Here is a 19614-nt window from a genome sequence, read left to right as displayed (position 1 = left end):
CGCACAAAAACTGGCCCGGCCCTGCGGGTTGCGCGAGAAATGGCGCCATGCGTCGTTACGGAACTTGACAAGGGAGTGCCATTGCCTGCGTTCCGTGCCTAGCCTGGCGCCATTTCTCGCGGCAACGCGGCTCGTGAACGAAACGGGAACAGGCCCTAATAGCCAATAGCCAATTGCCGCCATGACTTACGACGCCGCACTCGCCAAGGCCCGCTGGGCCGAACTGGAGCGCCAGGACGACCTGGACTGGGACCTGGACGCCATCACCGACCGCAGCGAGGCCATCGACTTCCTCAGGCGCTTCGAGAACCGCCTGTGCATCTATTCCTCCTACGTGGAGAAGCTCTACAGCAACTACAGCTTCGTGATCCCGGAGAGCCAGGAGGGCGGCATCACCATCCTGCCCAACGAGCAGGCCTGGTTCGACACCTTCCACGACATCCCCGCCGACGCCGTGGAGCCCACCGGCATCCACATCCTGCCCGGCGAGACCATGGGCCACAGCGGCCTGTACCTGAAGATCCCCGGCGAGCACCGCCTGGTGGGCTCCGCCGAACTGCCGTTCCAGGACGGCCTGAAGCTGCTGATCCGCCGCTACCGCATGCGCGACGAGCCCTTCCTGCCGGTGCTGGTCAAGGGCGACCTGCGCGAGTACGAGGCGCGCATGCCCTCGCTGCACCTGCATCGGCTCAACAGCGCGAAGCTGCAGGCGCAGTCGCGGCTGAACCTGGAGGCCATCAAGGGCGCCATCGCCGAGCACCTGATCGGGCTGTTCCGCCACGGCTGACGCGGCTGTTACGCCGGTGTGACCTTGGGTAACACGGCGGCCACCTGCCAGCAGGCGATTCTCGACTATGGGTCGGGCCACGATGGCCGGCGACTCCCTATAGTGGCAGACAGGGTTTTTTGCCCCTTGGTCGGCGAACGAGAAAAGAACAAGAGGTGGCCATGGCCAGCAGCCGTATCAGCCTTCCGCGCCCCGCCCGCATTGCGCTGGCGATGGGCGCCTGCCTTGCCTGGATGGCCCTGGCGGCGCGCGCCGACATGGTCGCCCTGGACGACGAGCAGCTGTCCGACGTGCAGGGCGCCGGCATCGGCTTCGTGGTGGACAACGCCATGATCGACGGCAGCAAGGCCACCACCAACATCACCGGGCTGAAGGACCCCAACGGCAAGGATGTCTCCATCGCGGTGCGCAACCTCTACCTGGGCGCCACCGGCAGCAACCACGGCAGCAACCTGCAACCGGTGACCATCGGCCGCCTGACCTACCCCTTCAAGCTCAACCTGGCCAAGGGCTCGGTGCTCACCACCCAGCTCGCCGACGGCCGCGTGGTCAACACCCTGCCCAGCGACGCCGACGTACTGGAACTGGCCTTCCCGCCGCAGATCGCCAACAACGCCGGGCAGCCCTGCATCAGCGGCTTCGCCGGCGCCGGCAGCGGCTGTTCGAGTCGCGCCAGCGAGAAGGTCGACCTGGGCGCGCGCTTCGACTTCACCGTGCCGGTCAGCGGCGGCACCCGCACCGACGTGCTGGCCCTGGACTTCCAGGACCTGGCGATGGACGGCAGCTACCTGCGCCTGTGGGGCTCCAGCGCGCGCAGCCAACTGGTCGGCGAACTGCGCCTGAACCTCTACGCCAAGACCCTCGACATCCTCTCCTGCGCCGCGGGCAACGCCAACTGCGCCAGCGCGGCGGAGAAGGCCGCGCGCAGCGTCTATCTGACCAATGCCTACGCCAGCGTCGCCCTGGGCTACGGCAAGTCCCAGCCGCTGCTGCTGTCGGTGACCGCCGACGGCAACTTCACCTTCGAGCTGCCCATGCTGACCGCGGCCAGCGCCGCGGACTTCTACGCCAACGCGCCGCGCACCAGCCTGGTGATCGACAACCTGAACATCGGCGGCACCCGGGCCTCCTACGGCGCGGTGCCGACCGGCGGCGTCAACCTGGGGCGCAGCGAGCTGTCCGGGTTGAGCTTCAACTACCTCAAAGTCACTTCCCACAACCTCTGACGGAGCACGGCACGATGAGCTTTCCACCGCTGCTTCCGCCCCGCCGCCGGCTCCGGGCCGCCGCCGTCGCCCTGCTGGCGATGCTGGCCGGCCCGCTCGCCCAGGCGGAACTGCGCACCCTGCCGGACGACGACCTCGGCCAGGTGGTGGGCCAGGACGGCCTGAGCCTGGGCGTCACGGTCAACATCCAGAAGACCCCCGGCATCACCCGCTGCCCGGGTGGCTGCGGCGCGCGGGTGGCGATCCAGCCGGCGGGCAGCGGCAACAACTTCCTGGTGCTGGACAACATCAGCGGGACCTTCAGCTTCGACGAGGTCACCGTGGACATCCTCTCCATCAACAGCGGCTTCGGCGGCGACGGCGCCGCCTTCAACCGCCAGGTCCTGCGGGTCGGCCTGAAGGACGTCAACTTCAACGGCGTCAGCCTGACCCTGGCCGGCGCCAACAAGGCCCGCAGTACCGATGCCGGCCTGGTGCAGACCGACCTGCTCAGCGCCCGCGTCGACGGCGTGCTGCACGTGCAGGGCAACCTCAACCTGTTCCAGGTCCCGGCCCGATGAGGGGAGCGCCCATGGCCGGGACCAAGCTCCAGGGGGAAAACCCATGACCTTCCTTTGCGTACGGCGCCTGCTGCTGGCCGGCGTGCTGCTGTGCCTGGCCGGCGGCGCGAACGCCGAGCTGCGGGCGCTGAGCGACAGCCAGCTGTCCGACGTCACCGGCCAGGCCTTCATCAACCTGGCCACCGACGCTGCCGCGGGGATCAACTACACCCGGCTGAACATCGGCGCCACGGTGGAAACGCAGCTGAACATGAACAAGCTGCAGCTCGGCCTCTACGACCGCGCCGGCGAAGCCGCCAACAGCGCGGACATCTCCATCAACAACTTCGCCCTGGGCACGGTCAACAACCAGACCGGGCAGATCAACCCCTTCACCATCGTCGATCCCTACGTCGAGTTCGCCTACGACGGCAACAAGATGGTCGGCGTGCGCATCGGCTTCAACCAGGCCAAGGGCGTGCTGTCCGGCGACATCCAGTCGCTGACCGGGAACATTCCGGTGCACATCAAGGGCACTGCCGACGCCATCTACAACAAGGCCACGGTAGGGCAGCAACTGCTGCTCGGCCTGGCGGGCATCTACCGCAGCAGCACGGTGGAGGCGGATGCCGGCCTGGTCACCTCCGGCGGCGCCAGCGACCCGGTGCGCGGCACCTACGCCGGCATGACCAACGGCTCGCGGCTGGACTGCACCAACGGCTGCGTGCCGCTGTGGACGGACATCGTCACCGGGCTGTTCACCTCCAACAGCTGCGCCATCCTCGGCATTACCACCTGCTTCAAGCTCAGCCAGTTCCAGTCGCTGCCGGTGGGCGACCTGAGCCAGGCCGGCCTGGCCGGTGCCGCCAAGGGCTTCTTCATCTCCTTGCAGAGCCAGGACGTGCAGTGGCGCGACATGGACTCCGGGCAGATGATCACCGCGCTCAAGGGCGCCTTCATGAACATGCCCAAGTACCGCGACGCCAACGGCAACCTGGTTTCGCCGATCAACATCGACTTCAACCAGGCCTTCAACGGCATCCCCCGCCAGGACACCTGCGTCGGCATGAACAAGGGCTGCTGAGCGGCCCATCCGCCGGCCGGCCTTTCCGTCGGGCGCGTTTCACGCGACAATTCCGCTCCGTTGCGTTTAGCCCTGCGCCCGCAGGATGCCCACAGGTACAGGACTCTTGATCGAAGAAGCCCGCCGCCGCGCCTATCTCGGCGCCATGCAGGTCGCCTCCTGGCTGCCCCGCGTGGTGCTGCCTTTCGCCGCGCCTTCGCGCCCGCAGTTGCTGGAAGCGCCGGAGCCCGTCCAGGCCCCGGCGCCGAATGCTGCGCCCGAAACCGCCCGCACGCCGGTCGCCGCGCCGGAGAAACCGGCGCCGACGCCCGAGGCCCGGCCCTCGATCCCGGTGGTGGTGCCGCGCCCCGCCGCCCAGGCCCGCACGCCGGTGGCCGCAGAAGTGCCCGCCGAAGCCGAGGCGCCTGCACCGCGCGCGCCGGTCGAGCCGCCGCCGCGCTTCAGCCTGCAACTATTGCGCGCCGGCGATTGCGCGCTGCTGGTCGAACTGCCCACCGGCGAGCCCCTGGCCAGCCGCGACCCGGCCTACCTGCTGCTCAAGGACCTGCTGCGCGCCGCCGGCTTGCCGGACAGTCCGCAACTGCTCGGCGAGCCGGTGCGCTGGCCGCTGCTCTCCGGCGGCAACATGGACCAGGGCCCGCAGGCGGCCCGCGAGTTCGTCCAGGGCTTCGTCGCCGCGCGCCTGGAAGACAGCGGCCCGTGCCGCTGCCTGTGGCTGGTCGGCCGGCCCGCCGTGCGCTTCGCCGGCGAGGCGGACGACGAGGCGATGCTGCGCGAGCTGCAGATCGAGGAACTGGGCGTGGCCTGGGCCATCCCCGGCCTGGAGCGGCTGAGCGACGAACCCGCCCTCAAGGGCGAGCTGTGGCGCGCCATGCGCCGGGTGCGCCAGCGCTGGCTGGACCAGGACGCAGAATGACCGACGCCATATCCTTCCGCCCGATGACCGAGGCGGATCTCGACGCCGTGCTCAAGATCGAATACGCCGCCTTCAGCCACCCCTGGACCCGCGGCATCTTCACCGACGGCCTGAAGAGCTACGACTGCTGGCTGATGTTCGAAGGCACCCAGCAGGTCGGCCACGGCGTCATCCAGATCATCCTCGACGAGGCGCACCTGCTGAACATCACGGTGAAGCCGGAAAGCCAGGGCCGCGGCCTCGGCCTGCGCCTGCTCGAACACCTGATGGCGCGGGCCGGCGAGCTGGGCGCGCGGGAATGCTTCCTGGAAGTGCGCGAGACCAACCAGAGCGCCTACCGCCTGTACGAGCGCTTCGGCTTCAACGAGATCGGCCGCCGACGCGGCTACTACCCGGCGGTGGGCGGGCGCGAGGACGCCCTGGTGATGGCCTGCACGCTGCTCGACTGACCGTCATCCAGGCCATATCCGGCCGCCGCGCACAGGCGTAGGCTGGGCGATCAATAACAAGAACAAGGTCGCGACATGAAGCCAACCGCTGCAGCGGCGGCGCCTGCCCGTCGTCATCCGCTTCTCGCCTCACATGCCGCCGGCGCGCGGCAGGAGGGCGCCCATGTGTGACACCCTCGTCCTGCGCGCCGACGGCTGCACCTGGTTCGCCAAGAACAGCGACCGCGAACCCTCCGAACCCCAGCGCCTGCTGCGCCTGCCCGCGGTGCGCGGCGATACGGCCAGGCAGATGCGCGCCACCTACCTGGAGATTCCCCAGGTCGCCGACCGCCATGCCGTCATCCTCAGCCAGCCCGCTTGGCTGTGGGGCGCGGAAATGGGCGTGAACGAGCACGGCGTGGCCATCGGCAACGAAGCGGTCTTCACCCGCCTGGTGGACCAGACCGGCGAGGCGCTGCTGGGCATGGACCTGGTGCGCCTGGGCCTGGAGCGCGGCGCCAGCGCACGCGAAGCCCTGGAGGTGATCTCCGGCCTGCTGGAGCGCCACGGCCAGGGCGGGCCGGCGGGCTTTCGCAACAAGCGCCTGCGCTACGACAACAGCTTCGTCATCGCCGATGCCGGCGAGGCCTGGGTGCTGGAAACCGCCGGCCGCCTGTGGGCGGCGCGGCGGGTGGAGCGCTGCGCCATCTCCAACGCCCTGAGCATCGGCCACGAATACGACCTGTGCAGCCACGACCTGCCGGCCCACGCCCGGCGCCTGGGCTGCTGGAACGGCCGCGGCGACTTCCACTTCGCCCGCGCCTTCGACGGCCGCCTGCTGCCCTGGGTGGCCGGGGCGCACCAGCGCCGGCGGATGAACCAGGAGTTCCTCGCCAGTTGCCCGCGCCAGCCCGGCTGGGAGGCCCTGGTGGTCGCCCTGCGCAACCACGGCCGGCGCGACCACAACTTCACCCGCCACGACAACCGCCAGGTGTGCATGCACGCCGGCAGCTTCTGGCGCCCCTCGCAGACCACCGCCAGCCTCATCGCCCGCCTGGGCCCGGACGGCCCGCGCCTGGCCGCCACCGGCACCTCGGCGCCGTGCCTGTCGCTGTTCCAGCCGCTGGGCTTCGAGGCGGCCGCCGGCGCCAGCCTGCTCAGCAAGGCCGACGAGCCGCTGGAACAGTCCCTCTGGTGCCGTTTCGAAGCGGTGCACCGCCGTGCGCTCGTGGACGCCGAATTCGCCGCCGCCCTGCGCGCCGGGCACGCCTGGCTTGAGGCCGAGCAACTCGCCGCGCTGGACCGCCGCAACCCCGACTGGGCGCGCCTGGCCGCCGAAGCCGAGGCCTGGCATGCGGCCTGGCAGCAACTCGCCGGGCAACTGGAGCCGCGCCTGCCGCGCTGGTGGCGGCAGCACGCCACGCCTTGAGCCATAGTGCTTGTCAAAGGCCGTCGGCGTTACGTAAGGTGCGCCAGCCGCAGAGGAGGAGCCACCATGAGCGACCTGGAACAACTGTTCGAGAACAACGCCCGCTGGGCCGAAGCAATCAATCGCGAGGACCCTGACTTCTTCGCCAAGCTGGCCCGCCAGCAGGCACCGGAATACCTGTGGATCGGCTGCTCCGATGCGCGGGTGCCGGCCAACGAGATCGTCGGCATGCTGCCCGGCGACCTGTTCGTCCACCGCAACGTCGCCAACGTGGTGTTGCACACCGATCTCAACTGCCTGTCGGTGATCCAGTACGCGGTGGACGTGCTCAAGGTGAAACACATCCTGGTCACCGGCCATTACGGCTGCGGCGGCGTGCGCGCCTCGCTGCAGGACCAGCAGTTCGGCCTGATCGACGGTTGGCTGCGGACCATCCGCGACCTCGCCTACGAGTACCGCGACCACCTGTCCCAGTTCGCCAGCGAGGAAGAGCGCGTCGACCGCCTGTGCGAGCTGAACGTCATCCAGCAGGTGGCCAACGTCAGCCACACCACCATCGTGCAGAACGCCTGGCACCGCGGCCAGTCGCTGTCGGTGCACGGCTGCATCTACGGCATCAAGGACGGCCGCTGGAAGAACCTCAACGTCACTGTCAGCGGCCTCGACCAGCTGCCGCCGCAGTACCGCCTGCGCCCCATGGGCGAGGCCTGAGCCGCCCCGTGCCGGTCGTCCGGCCCGCCTCGCCGGGCGCGCCGGGCAGACCGAAGATAGGGCAAGGCCACTGACGAAGAGGCGAGCATGCGCGAACTCTGCGTGATCCCCGGCGACGGCATCGGCCGTGAGGTCGTGCCGCCGGCCGTGGCCGTACTGCAGAAACTGCTGCCCGACCTGCGCCTGCGCGAAGCAGAGGCGGGTTGGGAGTGCTTCCAGCGCCACGGCACCTCGGTGCCCGAAGCCACCCTGGAAGCGCTGCGGGCATGCGGGGCCGGGCTGTTCGGCGCGGTGTCCTCGCCCAGCCACAAGGTAGAGGGCTACCGCAGCGCCATCCTGCGCCTGCGCCAGGAGCTGGGCCTGTACCTCAACCTGCGCCCGGTGCGCACCTGGCCGGTGGTATCGCCCCACGCCGGCATCGACCTGCTGATCCTGCGCGAGAACAGCGAAGGCCTGTACAGCGGCCGCGAGCACTGGGAGGCCGACGGCGTGGCCATCGCCGAACGGGTGATCAGCCGCGCCGCCTGCACGCGCCTGGCCCAGGCCGTATCACGCATCGCCCGGCAACGCCAGGCGCGGCGCATCACCCTGGTGCACAAGGCCAACGTCCTGCCGCTGACCTGCGGCCTGTTCCGCGACACCTGCCGCGACCTGCTGGCCACCGAAGGCTGGGGCGACGTGCTCGACGAGCGCCTGGTGGACGTGGCGGCCCTGCAACTGGTGGAGCGCCCGGAAGCCTTCGACCTGATCGTCACCAGCAACCTGTTCGGAGACATCCTCTCCGACCTCGCCAGCCACTGGGGTGGCGGCCTGGCCCTGGCGCCCTCGCTCAACCTGGGCGAGCGACTGGCCCTGGCCGAACCGGTCCACGGCAGCGCCCCCGACATCGCCGGCAGCGGCCGCGCCAACCCCCTGGCTGCCATCCTCAGCGCCGCCATGCTGCTGCGCTTCCACTGGCACGACGAAACCGGCGCTACACGCATCGAGCGCGCGGTGGAAAGCTTCCTGCGCGAAGAAGGCCACCTCGACCACGGCCTCGAAACCACCCGCGTGGTGGGTGAGGGCGTCCTGCAGCGTCTCTAGGGCTAGCCCAACTCGGGATGGTCGGCCAGCCAGGCCGCGCAGCCGCTGCCCACGGCCAACAAGGGCAGCACCGTCAGCATCGCGCGCAAGCCTCCGCCCATGGGCAGCCCCTGGACGAACAACGTCCATTCCTGGGCCGCCAGCCCGAGCAGCAGGGAAAGACAGACCACGATCAGCGTGCGGACGAGATAACGCATACAAACGCCCTGAAAAGCGGGAAAAAAGAAGCCATCGCCCGCTCGGAGCGGGGGCGGGCAATGGCTATGGGAGGGCAGGGAAATGGAAGAACCTGCGAAGGCAAAGGTAGCGCCCGGGGATAACATTAGCTAGCTAACGAATGCGCGAAGGAGTTTTTCCCGGGGTGAAACAATTCGGGTATCTGGAGTGGGGGCCGATGGGCGGGGCTGCGTCCTACGGCATGCCTTCGCCTGTCATTACAGGAGTGGGGGAGGGGGCATACCGCCGTTGCGGCGAATTCCGGGGCACTCTTCGATCATCATGGATGCGCTATTGCCCGGAAGTCTTGGAGTCCGCCATGCATCCTTTTCTCCTATGCCCACAACAACCTGAAGAAGCTCATCGAAGATGTTGTCGGTGGCGAGGATTTCATCGTGATTTCTCGTCGAGATACGCCGGATGCCGTGCTGCTTTCGCTCGATAGCTTCAACGGCCTGATGGAAACCGTCCATCTGCTGAAGTCCCCAGCCAATGCCGCCCACCTGGCGCGTTCCTTGGCTCAAATGGAGCAGAGATAGTGGATTGCCACTGAGGGAGCTGGACCATGACAACCAACGGAATGCGCCCCATTCATCCTGGGGAAATCCTGCGTGAAGAGTTCCAGCAGGCGCTGGGGATAACTCCGGCCGCGCTGGCTCGCGCCTTGAACGTGTCGGTCCCGACTGTTAAAGACATTGTCCGCGAGCGCCGTGGCGTCACTGCGGATATGGCTATTCGGCTGGGCCGCTACTTCGACACCTCAGCCGGGTTCTGGATGAACCTGCAGAGCCAGTACGAGCTAGCGACTCACGGTTAGAACTACTGGCTCGATGAAAGTATCAGGATGACTCCAAACTCCCAGCGCCTAAGGCTCTCGGGAAATCCGTAGGGCGCATAACGCCGATGGCGTTATCCGCCGAATCGCGGACAGAGTCCGCTCCTACGATTCAGGGAAGCATGGGCGTAGGACTTCGTCCGCGATTGGACTTGCCGGCCACGCCAGCCGTCCAGATGGCACTACGTGTTCAGGATGACTCTGGAGTTTCCGGCAGCTCCTCTCACCCCAGCCCTCTCCCTCCGGGAGAGGGCTGGGGTGAGAGGAGCGGAGCCAGGATTAGGCACCTTCGCTGAGCCAACGCATCGCTTACTTAAATGAACAGCGGGATGCGGTGGGACTTGAGGGGCGCGAGAGGGAGGGCCAGGTTGCTGACGCTTTGTAATCGCCGCCCAAAAGAAAAGGGGCTAGCTTTCGCTAACCCCTTGAAAATAATGGTGGCTACACCGGGACTTGAACCTGGGACATGAATCGCATGAGACGCCCCCTGCCTCACCCCGAAGCCCCATGAATCGGGCCTTGCAGCGATTCCATTCCCTCACACGAACAGGCTATTTCCGATAATCCGTCTGATGTAGTCACCCTAAACTCTTTACGGGTACTAGCGCCTCGCGCTAATTTCGATCATGGCTCCGTGCCATGAATGGATGCACCGTAAGGAAAAGGTTCATGGGTCTAGATGACCGCGACTGGATGCGTCGCGAAAGCCAGGAGCGCCGAGAAGAAGGTTGGTCTCACCGCCAAGCTCGGCGAGGATTTCGGCTGAACGCACTCCATGTGTTCGCCAGCCTGATATTTCTGATTGCCATGGTGGTGGCTTGGCCATCTCTCCACGCGTTTGTGCAGCGGCTTACTGCTCCACCTTCTGTTGATGAGCTCGGTCCGGTCGTGGACGTCCCCGAAGACTCATCCTCCATATCCCCGTCCCCCACGATTGCTCAACGCCAGGTCCCCTCTGCAGAGCCCGCTCGGCGTTCCCTTCGAGATTGTCTTAATGGCCGTACGGTCATTGATGAAAGTGTGATCCGTTGCCAGAACGGTGGGGAGCTGCCGAGCCTACGTAGCCCCAAGCCCAATGCTGAGCCTCGGGGTATGGTCTCTCCCGAATATCTTGCCAAGTTTCAAGCTGAGCGCGATCAGCAAGTTTCGCAACGTGGCAGTGGTCGCAGCGCTACTCAGGAACGAGACTCTCAATGGATAAAAAGTTGGGATGGTAGCAGTAGATACTTAGCTGAATGGATTGTTGTGAATAACGTTATTGACGGTGGAACTGTTTGTGAAAATCACCGCTGGGGTTCTATCGAATATCGAGAGCGTCGTAAGGGGGCAAAAATTTATTTTCGAGAGCAGTGTCGGGCTTGGAGGGATCGTGCTGGACGAGATCGTAAAGATTGGAGTTATATAATGAAGGATCGCTATTGCTCGGCAGAGAGTTCGTTTAGCCCAGCCGGTTAGGTCTTAGGCATAAATCTATAATTGGAGCGATCATGAAGATTGTTACGCTGTATAACCATAAAGGTGGAGTCTCTAAAACAACCACCACTTTTAACATAGCAACATATTTGGCTGATCATGGGAAAAAAGTCCTAATGGTCGACGCTGATCCTCAGTGCAATTTGACTGAGATTGCGTTGGCAAGGACAATTGCTGCTTTAGATAAGAGAGCAGAGGAAAGTGGAACTGGAGATGTAGGGGTATTGCCGGGTACAAGTATACTGGATGCGTTGAATCAGCGTATCAAGGGTGATGTTGCTTATATCGATATTGACAAAATTGAGCCTTGTGAGATTCATAAGAATCTGGACCTTCTCAGGGGCTCGGTTGACTTAAGTTCGATTGAGGATGATTTGGCGGAGGCGCATGTTCAACGCATGAGTATGCGAACTAACCTCATGCGCACATATGTCGCCATTGGTGATTTCTTAGTGAGGCTTGCTGACAAAAAAGGATATGATTATATATTCATTGACGTAGGCCCGAGCTCAGGGGCGCTTACTCGAGCGTTTTTCTTGGCGTGTGATGCGTTCTTCATTCCAGTAGCACCGGATCGCTTTAACGTGCAAGCTATTGGTACTTTATCCAAAATTCTTAGTCGTTGGATTAGAGAACACCAAGAGGTGATTTCTAAATATAACGAACTAGAAATGCCGATTAGGTCGGGGCGGCCAGCATTCCTAGGTGCAATTGTGCAAGCATTTAAGAAGTATGCTGGGGAGGCTAAGCCAGGCTTTAAGCTTTGGATGGGGCGTTTGCCTATTGAGATAAACAGTTCTTTGCGGCCTGTTTTGGAGAATTATTCTGAGGAGTTATATCTCCCTTCTATAACGAATCGTAATTCAGAGAACTCTATTGCTGTTGAGATTCCAGACTTCAACCAGCTTGCCCCTTTGATGCAAGAGGTTGGAAAGGCTGTGTTTAATATTGATCGTCTTGATACTGCCTTGATCACAAAAAGTGACAAACCCTGGGGGGGGAACAACTGGTCTGGCGCACAAAGGCGTATGGCTAGTTATAAGTTGCTGTTTAAGTGGCTGGCAGACGACTTGATTGCTTTTGATAATGGGAAGAAGATTTCTCCATTCCCTAAACCTGTTCTGCCGAAGAGAGCTCCTCGGAAAAATGCAGCTAAGAAGGCTGAGCCGAAAGTTTCGGCCGATGCTAAGTCGGCGAAATCCTTGGTTAAAAAGTCGACTGCAAAACCAGTAGGTAAGAGTGGGGCTGTAGAGGGTTCTGTTCAGAAGCCTGAAAGTAAACCTTCCCTGAGAAAGCCAGCATCTAAACCTGCCGCAAAGCCATCTGCTAAAAAGCCTGCTGTAAAGCCCGTAGCTAAATCTCCTGCTAAGTCTCCTGTGAAACCTGTGGCAAAGTCTTCCGGAGAAACAGGGGCGCCGAGGGTTAAAAGAGGTAAGAAATGAACTCCGAAATGAAGTTTCACTATGTGGCCTTCTTGGATATTTTGGGGTTCAAGGCCATGGTTGAAAATGAATTAAAAAGTGGGGAAGGCTTCTATTTACGGAAGCTATATAATTGTCATCAAAAGGCTAGATCTATATTTGAGACTGATCCGGAATTATCTGTAATTCAGTTTTCTGATTCAATTGTAATTTCTCGACCGTATTCTAAGTGTTATTTTGAGAGTTTCGTGGAGAGAATATGTGTATATCAAGGGTATCTTCTTGAGGAGGGGTTGCTTTGTAGGGGGGGAATAGCCGTAAACCAGTATTTTAATGATGAGTCGTTCACCTTCAGTGCTGGTCTTATTGATGCTTATATGGTCGAAAGCAAAAGTGCAAAGTACCCTAGGGTGGTGGTTTCTTCGGATGTTGTTGAGTTGGTTTTTTCGGAGGGAGATGTTTCGGGTAGTCTTATAAAAGAAGATGATGGTTTATATTTTGTAGATTATCTGGGTGGTTGTGAAGGTGAACGTGAAAGGTTGATTCCTGTAGTTGAGGAGATCGTCAATAAGGTATCTAGCTCGGTTAGTTCAAGCGTGAGGGAGAAAGGAATATGGCTTGCATCTTATTGTGATGCAGTCTGGGGGACTAATCTCTGCCCTCCAAGATTCATGACTGTATAGAGTATTGGCGATGCCTCCAAATTTAGGCATTGCCAGCTTTGCTGGAGAGAGTTCGATTTGCAAAGGTGATGACTGCTCTTGTTTCTCTTCTCTAGCTTCCCTAGTGAGTCAGTTATGATCTACTGTTTTTTAGTTCTATCCTGTGCGAACTTTTGTAATATTTAATTATTGTATCATAGGTAGGGCTGGGTTGATCTATATTTGGACGCTCTGTCCCCGTAATCCATTACCCTCTGTATTGAGGGTGGGTTCTACTTAAGTATCTCGATTTATCTGCTGCTGAGTGAGTTTACTTCGCTTGATATTCCGCTAGCGAATATATTTTTAGAGTCTGTATTAATTCTGGATAATCCCAATAATTGAAGTCTGCACTCTGTGGTTTTCTCTGTCATACAGACTTGCTGGGACTTCTCCAGAGGTTTTCTGCTTTTTAGCTTGATTTCTCATAGTCGGGGCTGAGATGGCCATGTTCTGGTTCAATTCTTCCAGATATGAGCCAGAGAGCGAAGTGAGGATATGCGTCAGCTAAAATTCCAACTTCCTCAGTGCTGATCCTAATCTTGCCACCGCTGATATTTTTCCAGCGATCGTAGTTTTTTCCTCCAAGCTCGCTGAGATGTTTAGGGCCAACCGTTCGGATCAGTTGTAATGCTCTATTTCGTACAGGATCCATAGAAATTTCCCGCTAGGAGTAACCTTTACTAAGTCTAGAGCCGGGAGTAACCTTTACTAATGGGGTAAATTTTACTCCAATTGAGAGCTGGTTAAGTCTCGCCCGATTATAGGGATTTCGTATGGAAGATTCTGGAATAGTGGGGTTCTCTGTCACCTGAGCCGCTGAGAAAATTTCTGATTTCCGCACCGCTCCATTCTGCTCCCAGTCGGTATTCGCCCAGATGCTGGGCCTGGAAGAGATCACCGAGGACGTAGTGCGCGGCTGGGTCGAGACCAAGACCCTCCCTACCGCCAAGATCGGCCGTCGTCGCGTCATCAACCTCCAGCGCATCCGCCGCGACCTGGAGCGGGGCAAGTCGATCTTCTGCCAAGGGGATTATGACGATGAGTAAGCCACTCCCTACTCAGAAAACGGGGAGCATCTGCTACCTCGTCGAAATGTCCACGCTCCACGGCCCGACTCGCCAACGCCGCTGGCATCGCATCCATCAGGGGGCTTCCCGCGCCGATTGTCAGCGCTGGATTGAAGAGTCGGTTTCGTGCTTCCCCACCGAAGCTGAGGTCCGCCGCTATTTTAGCCTTCCCCGCGAACGCGCCTTGCAGGCCTACCGCGTGCGTGGGGTGTCGGCGGTCTTCTCGGAGCTGATTCGTCTAAGGTCCTGGCACAAGGTGAACCCCCTGGCCAAGGTCCGCCAGATCAAGACGGATCAGGTGTCGCTGCTGCTGGAGGAGTGCAAAGCAAGCACGATCACCCACACGTATCCCGTCGCGATGTTGTGTCTCGCCACTGATGCCCGTTGGAATGAGGCCGAAAGCCTGCCCCGAGGCGCCGTCCAGGGAGGGAAGGTCCACTATCACCGAACCAAGAACCGGCAGAGTAGGGCGGTGCCTATTCCTAAGGACTTGGAGAGGCTGATTCTCAAACGGGGTATGCCCGGTACTGGTCGCCTGTTCATGTCCTGCCGTGCTGCCTTTCGCAGTGCATACCGGCGTTGCGGTTTCCACACGCCCGGCCAGATGACACACATCCTACGGCATACCTTCGCTAGTCATTACATGATGGGCGGAGGCGACATACTGACGTTGCAGCGCATTCTCGGGCATTCCTCCATCACCATGACCATGCGTTATGCACACCTGTCGCCGGAGCATCTGGAGTCCGCCATGCGTTTATCCCCCCTCGTGCAGTCGGAGCACAAACTGGATGCAGCAGATATCGACGAAGCTGAAGACGATATGGAGCTGCGCCGAATAGTTGAGGAGCGAGTGAACGAGCCGTCTCGGGAGGTTTCTCTGGATGAGCTGTGAACGTTGTCAGGAACCGTTGGTGTAATGAGATGAGCCCTAGTATGCTATCAGTGATTTCATTGATTGCGTCGGAGGCGATTATGGCCAGCATCACTATTAGAAACCTGGATGAAGATCTCAAAGCCAAGCTTCGCGTGGTTGCCGCCAGCCACGGTCGCTCGATGGAGGAGGAAGTGCGGATCATCCTCGCTCAGGCGCTCTCCAAGGGGGAGAAGCGGGGAGGGCTGGGTAGCCGAATCCATGCTCGCTTTGCTTCCGTGGGTGGCGCTGAAATCGAGCTACCGGCGCGCAAGACCAAGGCTCGGGCTGCGGACTTTGACGAATGATTCTGCTCGACACCAATGTGCTTTCGGAATTGATGAGGCCCAAGCCGGATCCGGCAGTGGTGGCCTGGCTCGATGCCCAGTCTGTGGATGACTTGCACATCTGTGCGATCACTGTGGCAGAAATTCTCTACGGCATAGCCAGGATGCCCGATGGGAAGCGTAAGCAGGCCCTCCATGACCTGGCCCTCGCAATGTTCGAGGAAGACTTCTCCGGCAACATCCTGCCGTTCGATACCGATGCAGCGGTGCACTATGCCGAACTGGTTGCTGCGAGCGAAGCGCGAGGCAAGATTGCCGATATGGCGGATGGGCAGATTGCCGCGATTGCCAGGTTGAATGGCGCGCAGATCGCCACGCGGAATGTCCGGCACTTCGAAAGCTTCGGTGTTCCGCTGATTGATCCCTGGAAAGGCTAGGCGGTAGGCACGCTGTAGTCACTTCGTAGTCACCACAGGCAAAAGAAAAGGGGTTAGCTTTCGCTAACCCCTTGAAAATAATGGTGGCTACACCGGGACTTGAACCTGGGACATCAGCATTATGAATGCTGCGCTCTAACCGACTGAGCTATGTAGCCGAGTGGCGCGCATTTTCCGGATCTTTCGGGGGGCTGTCAACCCCCTTTGGTTAGATATTTTTCTGTTCTTTCAAGCGTTTAGCGGGACGAGCGGTAGGGCGGGAACGAAAAAGGCCCCGCGGGGTGCGCGGGGCCTTTTCGGCTTGCTGGCGGGCGCCCTGGGGCGCTGCCGGGGGCTTAGACGTTGAAGCGGAAGTGCATCACGTCGCCGTCCTTGACGATGTAGTCCTTGCCTTCCAGGCGCCATTTGCCGGCTTCCTTGGCGCCGGCTTCGCCCTTGTACTGGATGAAGTCGTCGTAGGAGATGACTTCGGCGCGGATGAAGCCCTTTTCGAAGTCGGTGTGGATCACTGCGGCGGCCTGCGGGGCGGTGGCGCCGATGCGCACGGTCCAGGCGCGGACTTCCTTCACCCCGGCGGTGAAGTAGGTCTGCAGGTTGAGCAGTTCGTAGCCGGCGCGGATCACGCGGTTCAGGCCCGGCTCTTCCATGCCCATGGACTCGAGGAACATCTGCTTCTCCTCGTCGTCGTCCAGTTCGGCGATTTCTGCTTCGATCTTGTTGCACACCGGCACCACGACCGCGCCTTCTTCTTCGGCGATGGCGCGCACGGCGTCCAGGTGCGGGTTGTTCTCGAAGCCTTCCTCGGCGACGTTGGCGATGTACATCACCGGCTTGCTGGTCAGCAGGTGGAAGCCGCGCACCAGGCGCTTCTCTTCGTCAGCCATGTCCTTGACCAGGCTGCGCGCGGGCTTGCCGGCGGTGAAGTGGGCGATGAGCTTTTCCAGCAGGGCCTTCTGCGCGATGGCTTCCTTGTCGCCGCCCTTGGCGTTGCGGGCGACCTTCTGCAGTTGCTTCTCGCAGCTGTCGAGGTCGGCGAAGATCAGTTCGAGGTCGATGATCTCGATGTCGCGCTTGGGGTCGACGCTGTTGCTGACGTGGATGACGTTGTCGTCCTCGAAGCAGCGCACCACGTGGGCGATGGCGTCGGTCTCGCGGATGTTGGCGAGGAACTTGTTGCCCAGGCCCTCGCCCTTGGAGGCGCCTGCCACCAGGCCGGCGATGTCGACGAATTCCATGGTGGTGGGGATCACCCGCTCGGGCTTGACGATCGCCGCCAGGGCGTCGAGGCGCGCGTCGGGCATGGGCACGATGCCGCTGTTCGGCTCGATGGTGCAGAAGGGGAAGTTCTCCGCCGCGATACCCGATTTGGTCAGGGCGTTGAACAGGGTGGATTTGCCGACGTTGGGCAAGCCGACGATGCCGCAGTTGAAGCCCATGCTGTGTACCTCTGGCGAGACGGGTCAGGCCTTCGGGCTGTGCAGCTTCTGCATCGCGCGGGTCCAGTCGCCTGCGAGCATTTCCGGCAGCACGCCGAGGGCGGAATCGATGCTGGCGTCCAGCAGCTCCTGCTCGCTGCGCGGGGCGCGGCCGAGGACGAAGCCGGAGACCAAGCTGCTGTGCCCCGGATGGCCGATGCCAAGCCGCAGGCGATGGAAGCCGTTCTGGTTGCCGAGCTGGGCGATGATGTCGCGCAGCCCGTTGTGCCCGCCATGGCCGCCGCCCTTCTTGAGCTTGGCGGTGCCGGGGGGCATGTCGAGTTCGTCGTGGGCCACCAGGATGGCTTCGACCGGGATGCGGAAGAACCCGGCGAGCGCCGCCACGGCCTGGCCGCTGCGGTTCATGTAGGTGGTGGGGATGAGCAGACGAACGTCGCGGCCCTGGTGGCTGAACTTGCCGACCAGGCCGAAATACTTCTTGTCGGGGCTCAGGCTGACGCGTTCGCGGTCGGCCAGGCGCTCGACGAAAAGGGCCCCCGCGTTATGCCGGGTCTGTTCGTATTCCGGGCCTGGGTTGCCCAGGCCAACGATCAGTTGCACGGCGGTCACGACGGGGGCCCTTTCCTTGAGGCGGGAGGCTAGCGAGCGATTACTCGGCCGCGCCTTCCTCGCCTTCTTCCTTGACTACGCGGGAAGCGTGGATGTTGGCCACGGCCAGGTCGTTGCCATGGGCCAGCTGAACCAGTTCCACGCCTTTCGGCAGCTTGAGGTCGGACAGGTGAACGATCTGACCGACTTCGACTTTCGCCAGGTCGACTTCGATGAATTCCGGCAGGTCTTTCGGCAGGCAGGAAACTTCGACTTCGGAAATGACGTGGGAAACTTCACCGCCGCCTTGCTTGACGCCAACTGCGGTTTCCTCGTTGAGGAAGTGCAGCGGAACGTGAGCGGTCAGCTTGTGGTCGGCGACGACGCGCAGGAAGTCGGCGTGCATGACGAAGCCTTTGGCCGGATGGCGCTGCAGGGCCTTGATCAGCACGGTTTCCTTGGCGCCATCGACGTTCAGGGCGATGACGTGGCTGAAGGCAGCCTCGTTTTCCAGCAGTTTGGCGATTTCACGCAGTTCCAGGGTCACGGAAACCGGGGCTTTCTCGCCACCGTAGATGACCGCGGGAACCAGGCCGGCGTTACGACGCAGGCGGCGGCTCGCACCTTTCCCCAGGTCGGAACGCGCTTGGGCATTCAGAACAAAGTCAACCATTACTCTATCTCCACAATGAAAAGATCGCCCGAGCGCTTGCGACCAGCGTTCGGGCGAATCTTCAATTGCCCCGCCGTGGCGGGGCGCTTTCGTCAGGCCCTGTTCCTCAGCGGAACATGGCGCTGATCGATTCTTCGTTGCTGATCCGGCGCATGGCTTCGGCCACGACCGGAGCGATGTCCAGCTGGCGGATGCGGCCACAGGCCTGGGCAGCGGCGGACAGCGGGATGGTGTTGGTCACCACCAGCTCGTCCAGTACGGAACCTTCGATGTTCTCGATGGCACGGCCCGACAGCACCGGGTGGGTGCAGTAGGCGATGACCTTGGCGGCGCCGTGCTCTTTCAGAGCCTTGGCGGCGTGGCCGAGGGTGCCGGCGGTATCGACCATGTCGTCGACCAGTACGCAGGTACGGCCTTCGACATCGCCGATGATGTGCATGACTTCGGACTGGTTGGCCTTCGGACGACGCTTGTCGATGATGGCAAGGTCCACGCCCAGGGACTTGGCGACGGCGCGAGCGCGCACCACGCCACCGATGTCGGGGGAGACGATCATCAGGTTCTCGAAGCGCTGGTCCTCGATGTCGTCGACCAGTACGGGCGAGCCGTAGATGTTGTCGACGGGGATATCGAAGAAGCCCTGGATCTGGTCGGCGTGCAGGTCGACGGTGAGGACGCGGTTGACGCCCACCACGGTCAGCATGTCGGCGACGACCTTCGCGCTGATGGCCACGCGGGCGGAACGCGGACGGCGATCCTGGCGGGCATAGCCGAAGTAGGGGATGACCGCGGTGATACGAGTGGCCGAGGAGCGGCGGAAGGCATCGGCCATCACCACCAGTTCCATCAGGTTGTCGTTGGTCGGAGCGCAGGTCGGCTGGATCAGGAAGACGTCCTTGCCGCGGACGTTCTCGTTGATTTCGACACTGATTTCGCCATCGGAGAACTTGCCGACGGAAACATCACCGAGGGGAATGTGCAGTTGACGCACGACTCGGCGTGCCAGGTCGGGGTTGGCGTTCCCCGTGAAGACCATCATCTTGGACACGCGCAGTACCTGCCGGCTGAGGGTGGGCCTGATGAACCAAAAAGCTGTTCAAAGGCCGTGGCTTTTGAACAGCTTTTTTGTATATGGCAGGGGCGGCTGGATTCGAACCAACGCATGGCAGGATCAAAACCTGCTGCCTTACCGCTTGGCGACGCCCCTATGAATTTTGCTGTGCAGTGCTTCGGTTACCGTCGTACGCAAACCCCCGTGGGGTTAATGGCAGGGGCGGCTGGATTCGAACCAACGCATGGCAGGATCAAAACCTGCTGCCTTACCGCTTGGCGACGCCCCTGTATCGTACAACCGAATGCTC

22 protein-coding genes, 3 tRNA genes and 1 pseudogene are annotated in these 19614 nt (G+C 61.7%); 17 read left to right on the top strand and 9 right to left on the bottom strand.

What is annotated here, in order from left to right; genetic code table 11:
- Nucleotides 1–181: 181 nt before the first annotated feature.
- From QSJ95_RS09195 to QSJ95_RS09155, 9 genes are all read left to right on the top strand, one after another.
- On the top strand, nucleotides 182–787 hold the full coding sequence (locus QSJ95_RS09195; RefSeq protein WP_009617406.1) for a hypothetical protein: 606 nt from the start codon (nucleotides 182–184) through the stop codon (nucleotides 785–787).
- 161 nt (nucleotides 788–948) lie between these two features.
- The gene (locus QSJ95_RS09190; protein ID WP_502945267.1) at nucleotides 949–2013 is read left to right on the top strand and encodes a hypothetical protein; all 1065 of its coding nucleotides are present in this window, start codon (nucleotides 949–951) and stop codon (nucleotides 2011–2013) included.
- Between the two features lie 14 nt (nucleotides 2014–2027).
- Complete coding sequence (locus QSJ95_RS09185; RefSeq protein WP_488410140.1) at nucleotides 2028–2573, top strand: DUF6160 family protein; 546 nt, start codon at nucleotides 2028–2030, stop codon at nucleotides 2571–2573.
- 43 nt (nucleotides 2574–2616) lie between these two features.
- Entirely contained in the window at nucleotides 2617–3636 is a 1020-nt protein-coding gene (locus tag QSJ95_RS09180) for a DUF6160 family protein (protein WP_009617413.1), read from the top strand.
- Between the two features lie 106 nt (nucleotides 3637–3742).
- Entirely contained in the window at nucleotides 3743–4552 is an 810-nt protein-coding gene (locus tag QSJ95_RS09175; RefSeq protein ID WP_285641794.1) for an energy transducer TonB, read from the top strand.
- Nucleotides 4549–5001: a ribosomal protein S18-alanine N-acetyltransferase gene (gene rimI / locus QSJ95_RS09170; protein WP_009617416.1), complete on the top strand. Its 453-nt coding sequence runs from the start codon at nucleotides 4549–4551 to the stop codon at nucleotides 4999–5001. Before QSJ95_RS09175 ends, rimI begins: the two co-directional genes overlap by 4 nt.
- 163 nt (nucleotides 5002–5164) lie before the next feature.
- Nucleotides 5165–6409, top strand: coding sequence for a C69 family dipeptidase (locus QSJ95_RS09165; RefSeq protein ID WP_285641791.1), 1245 nt, complete (start codon nucleotides 5165–5167; stop codon nucleotides 6407–6409).
- A 66-nt stretch (nucleotides 6410–6475) separates the two neighbouring features.
- Nucleotides 6476–7120 (top strand): carbonate dehydratase, encoded by a 645-nt coding sequence (gene can / locus QSJ95_RS09160; RefSeq protein ID WP_009617419.1) that lies wholly within the window; start codon nucleotides 6476–6478, stop codon nucleotides 7118–7120.
- Between the two features lie 87 nt (nucleotides 7121–7207).
- On the top strand, nucleotides 7208–8203 hold the full coding sequence (locus tag QSJ95_RS09155) for an isocitrate/isopropylmalate dehydrogenase family protein (RefSeq protein WP_285641788.1): 996 nt from the start codon (nucleotides 7208–7210) through the stop codon (nucleotides 8201–8203).
- A 2-nt stretch (nucleotides 8204–8205) separates the two neighbouring features.
- On the opposite strand, the gene QSJ95_RS09150 is transcribed toward QSJ95_RS09155, so the two are convergent.
- Complete coding sequence (locus QSJ95_RS09150) at nucleotides 8206–8400, bottom strand: hypothetical protein (RefSeq protein WP_009617424.1); 195 nt, start codon at nucleotides 8398–8400, stop codon at nucleotides 8206–8208.
- A gap of 180 nt (nucleotides 8401–8580) precedes the next feature.
- Here QSJ95_RS09150 and QSJ95_RS32980 point away from each other — a divergent pair, with 180 nt between their 5' ends.
- The 4 genes from QSJ95_RS32980 (at nucleotide 8581) to QSJ95_RS09130 (ending at nucleotide 12831) form a co-directional block, all read left to right on the top strand.
- Nucleotides 8581–8958 carry a type II toxin-antitoxin system Phd/YefM family antitoxin gene (locus QSJ95_RS32980; protein ID WP_502945269.1) on the top strand — a complete coding sequence of 126 codons (378 nt, stop codon included), beginning with the start codon at nucleotides 8581–8583 and terminating at the stop codon, nucleotides 8956–8958.
- A gap of 26 nt (nucleotides 8959–8984) precedes the next feature.
- Nucleotides 8985–9236, top strand: a complete 252-nt coding sequence (locus QSJ95_RS09140; protein WP_009617426.1) for a HigA family addiction module antitoxin — start codon at nucleotides 8985–8987, stop codon at nucleotides 9234–9236.
- 1505 nt (nucleotides 9237–10741) lie between these two features.
- The gene (locus QSJ95_RS09135; protein ID WP_285641784.1) at nucleotides 10742–12169 is read left to right on the top strand and encodes an AAA family ATPase; all 1428 of its coding nucleotides are present in this window, start codon (nucleotides 10742–10744) and stop codon (nucleotides 12167–12169) included.
- Nucleotides 12166–12831 carry a hypothetical protein gene (locus QSJ95_RS09130; protein WP_285641782.1) on the top strand — a complete coding sequence of 222 codons (666 nt, stop codon included), beginning with the start codon at nucleotides 12166–12168 and terminating at the stop codon, nucleotides 12829–12831. Before QSJ95_RS09135 ends, QSJ95_RS09130 begins: the two co-directional genes overlap by 4 nt.
- Nucleotides 12832–13261: 430 nt before the next feature.
- Here QSJ95_RS09130 and QSJ95_RS09125 read toward each other — a convergent pair whose 3' ends face one another.
- On the bottom strand, nucleotides 13262–13504 hold the full coding sequence (locus QSJ95_RS09125) for a DNA-binding protein (RefSeq protein ID WP_285641780.1): 243 nt from the start codon (nucleotides 13502–13504) through the stop codon (nucleotides 13262–13264).
- 172 nt (nucleotides 13505–13676) lie between these two features.
- Here QSJ95_RS09125 and QSJ95_RS09120 point away from each other — a divergent pair, with 172 nt between their 5' ends.
- The 4 genes and pseudogenes from QSJ95_RS09120 (at nucleotide 13677) to QSJ95_RS09105 (ending at nucleotide 15556) form a co-directional block, all read left to right on the top strand.
- A complete protein-coding gene (locus QSJ95_RS09120) occupies nucleotides 13677–13898 on the top strand; it encodes a helix-turn-helix domain-containing protein (protein ID WP_285641859.1) in 222 nt (73 codons plus the stop codon).
- 223 nt (nucleotides 13899–14121) lie between these two features.
- Nucleotides 14122–14814: pseudogene (locus QSJ95_RS09115) on the top strand (tyrosine-type recombinase/integrase); the annotation flags it as partial.
- 80 nt (nucleotides 14815–14894) lie between these two features.
- On the top strand, nucleotides 14895–15140 hold the full coding sequence (locus QSJ95_RS09110; protein ID WP_009617429.1) for a FitA-like ribbon-helix-helix domain-containing protein: 246 nt from the start codon (nucleotides 14895–14897) through the stop codon (nucleotides 15138–15140).
- Complete coding sequence (locus QSJ95_RS09105) at nucleotides 15137–15556, top strand: type II toxin-antitoxin system VapC family toxin (protein ID WP_061560667.1); 420 nt, start codon at nucleotides 15137–15139, stop codon at nucleotides 15554–15556. Before QSJ95_RS09110 ends, QSJ95_RS09105 begins: the two co-directional genes overlap by 4 nt.
- Before the next feature lie 81 nt (nucleotides 15557–15637).
- Here QSJ95_RS09105 and QSJ95_RS09100 read toward each other — a convergent pair.
- From QSJ95_RS09100 to QSJ95_RS09070, 7 genes are all read right to left on the bottom strand, one after another.
- Nucleotides 15638–15714: transfer RNA gene (locus QSJ95_RS09100), tRNA-Met, on the bottom strand.
- A 177-nt stretch (nucleotides 15715–15891) separates the two neighbouring features.
- Entirely contained in the window at nucleotides 15892–16992 is a 1101-nt protein-coding gene (gene ychF, locus QSJ95_RS09095) for a redox-regulated ATPase YchF (RefSeq protein ID WP_009617432.1), read from the bottom strand.
- 24 nt (nucleotides 16993–17016) lie between these two features.
- Nucleotides 17017–17601 carry an aminoacyl-tRNA hydrolase gene (gene pth, locus QSJ95_RS09090; RefSeq protein ID WP_009617433.1) on the bottom strand — a complete coding sequence of 195 codons (585 nt, stop codon included), beginning with the start codon at nucleotides 17599–17601 and terminating at the stop codon, nucleotides 17017–17019.
- Between the two features lie 40 nt (nucleotides 17602–17641).
- Nucleotides 17642–18253, bottom strand: a complete 612-nt coding sequence (locus QSJ95_RS09085; protein WP_009617434.1) for a 50S ribosomal protein L25/general stress protein Ctc — start codon at nucleotides 18251–18253, stop codon at nucleotides 17642–17644.
- A 106-nt stretch (nucleotides 18254–18359) separates the two neighbouring features.
- Entirely contained in the window at nucleotides 18360–19301 is a 942-nt protein-coding gene (locus QSJ95_RS09080) for a ribose-phosphate pyrophosphokinase (protein ID WP_024128138.1), read from the bottom strand.
- A gap of 84 nt (nucleotides 19302–19385) precedes the next feature.
- Nucleotides 19386–19460 (bottom strand) — tRNA-Gln (locus tag QSJ95_RS09075).
- A 58-nt stretch (nucleotides 19461–19518) separates the two neighbouring features.
- A tRNA-Gln gene (locus QSJ95_RS09070) sits at nucleotides 19519–19593 on the bottom strand.
- Between the last annotated feature and the right edge of the window lie 21 nt (nucleotides 19594–19614).

This window comes from Pseudomonas sp. NBRC 100443, from assembly GCF_030268185.1.
In the GTDB taxonomy this organism is placed as follows: Bacteria; Pseudomonadota; Gammaproteobacteria; order Pseudomonadales; family Pseudomonadaceae; genus Pseudomonas; species Pseudomonas citronellolis.
Note: the sequence above shows the minus strand (reverse complement) of the source record. Positions and strands in the feature narration are given on the sequence as shown.

Excerpts from the sequence above, each read along its gene's own strand:
- QSJ95_RS09195 (WP_009617406.1), top strand. The coding sequence starts at position 182 with ATGACTTACGACGCCGCACTCGCCAAGGCCCGCTGGGCCGAACTGGAG.
- QSJ95_RS09190 (WP_502945267.1), top strand. The coding sequence starts at position 949 with ATGGCCAGCAGCCGTATCAGCCTTCCGCGCCCCGCCCGCATTGCGCTG.
- QSJ95_RS09185 (WP_488410140.1), top strand. The coding sequence starts at position 2,028 with ATGAGCTTTCCACCGCTGCTTCCGCCCCGCCGCCGGCTCCGGGCCGCC.
- QSJ95_RS09180 (WP_009617413.1), top strand. The coding sequence starts at position 2,617 with ATGACCTTCCTTTGCGTACGGCGCCTGCTGCTGGCCGGCGTGCTGCTG.
- rimI (WP_009617416.1), top strand. The coding sequence starts at position 4,549 with ATGACCGACGCCATATCCTTCCGCCCGATGACCGAGGCGGATCTCGAC.
- QSJ95_RS09165 (WP_285641791.1), top strand. The coding sequence starts at position 5,165 with ATGTGTGACACCCTCGTCCTGCGCGCCGACGGCTGCACCTGGTTCGCC.
- can (WP_009617419.1), top strand. The coding sequence starts at position 6,476 with ATGAGCGACCTGGAACAACTGTTCGAGAACAACGCCCGCTGGGCCGAA.
- QSJ95_RS09155 (WP_285641788.1), top strand. The coding sequence starts at position 7,208 with ATGCGCGAACTCTGCGTGATCCCCGGCGACGGCATCGGCCGTGAGGTC.
- QSJ95_RS09150 (WP_009617424.1), bottom strand. The coding sequence starts at position 8,400 with ATGCGTTATCTCGTCCGCACGCTGATCGTGGTCTGTCTTTCCCTGCTG.
- QSJ95_RS09140 (WP_009617426.1), top strand. The coding sequence starts at position 8,985 with ATGACAACCAACGGAATGCGCCCCATTCATCCTGGGGAAATCCTGCGT.
- QSJ95_RS09135 (WP_285641784.1), top strand. The coding sequence starts at position 10,742 with ATGAAGATTGTTACGCTGTATAACCATAAAGGTGGAGTCTCTAAAACA.
- QSJ95_RS09130 (WP_285641782.1), top strand. The coding sequence starts at position 12,166 with ATGAACTCCGAAATGAAGTTTCACTATGTGGCCTTCTTGGATATTTTG.
- QSJ95_RS09125 (WP_285641780.1), bottom strand. The coding sequence starts at position 13,504 with ATGGATCCTGTACGAAATAGAGCATTACAACTGATCCGAACGGTTGGC.
- QSJ95_RS09110 (WP_009617429.1), top strand. The coding sequence starts at position 14,895 with ATGGCCAGCATCACTATTAGAAACCTGGATGAAGATCTCAAAGCCAAG.
- QSJ95_RS09105 (WP_061560667.1), top strand. The coding sequence starts at position 15,137 with ATGATTCTGCTCGACACCAATGTGCTTTCGGAATTGATGAGGCCCAAG.
- ychF (WP_009617432.1), bottom strand. The coding sequence starts at position 16,992 with ATGGGCTTCAACTGCGGCATCGTCGGCTTGCCCAACGTCGGCAAATCC.
- QSJ95_RS09085 (WP_009617434.1), bottom strand. The coding sequence starts at position 18,253 with ATGGTTGACTTTGTTCTGAATGCCCAAGCGCGTTCCGACCTGGGGAAA.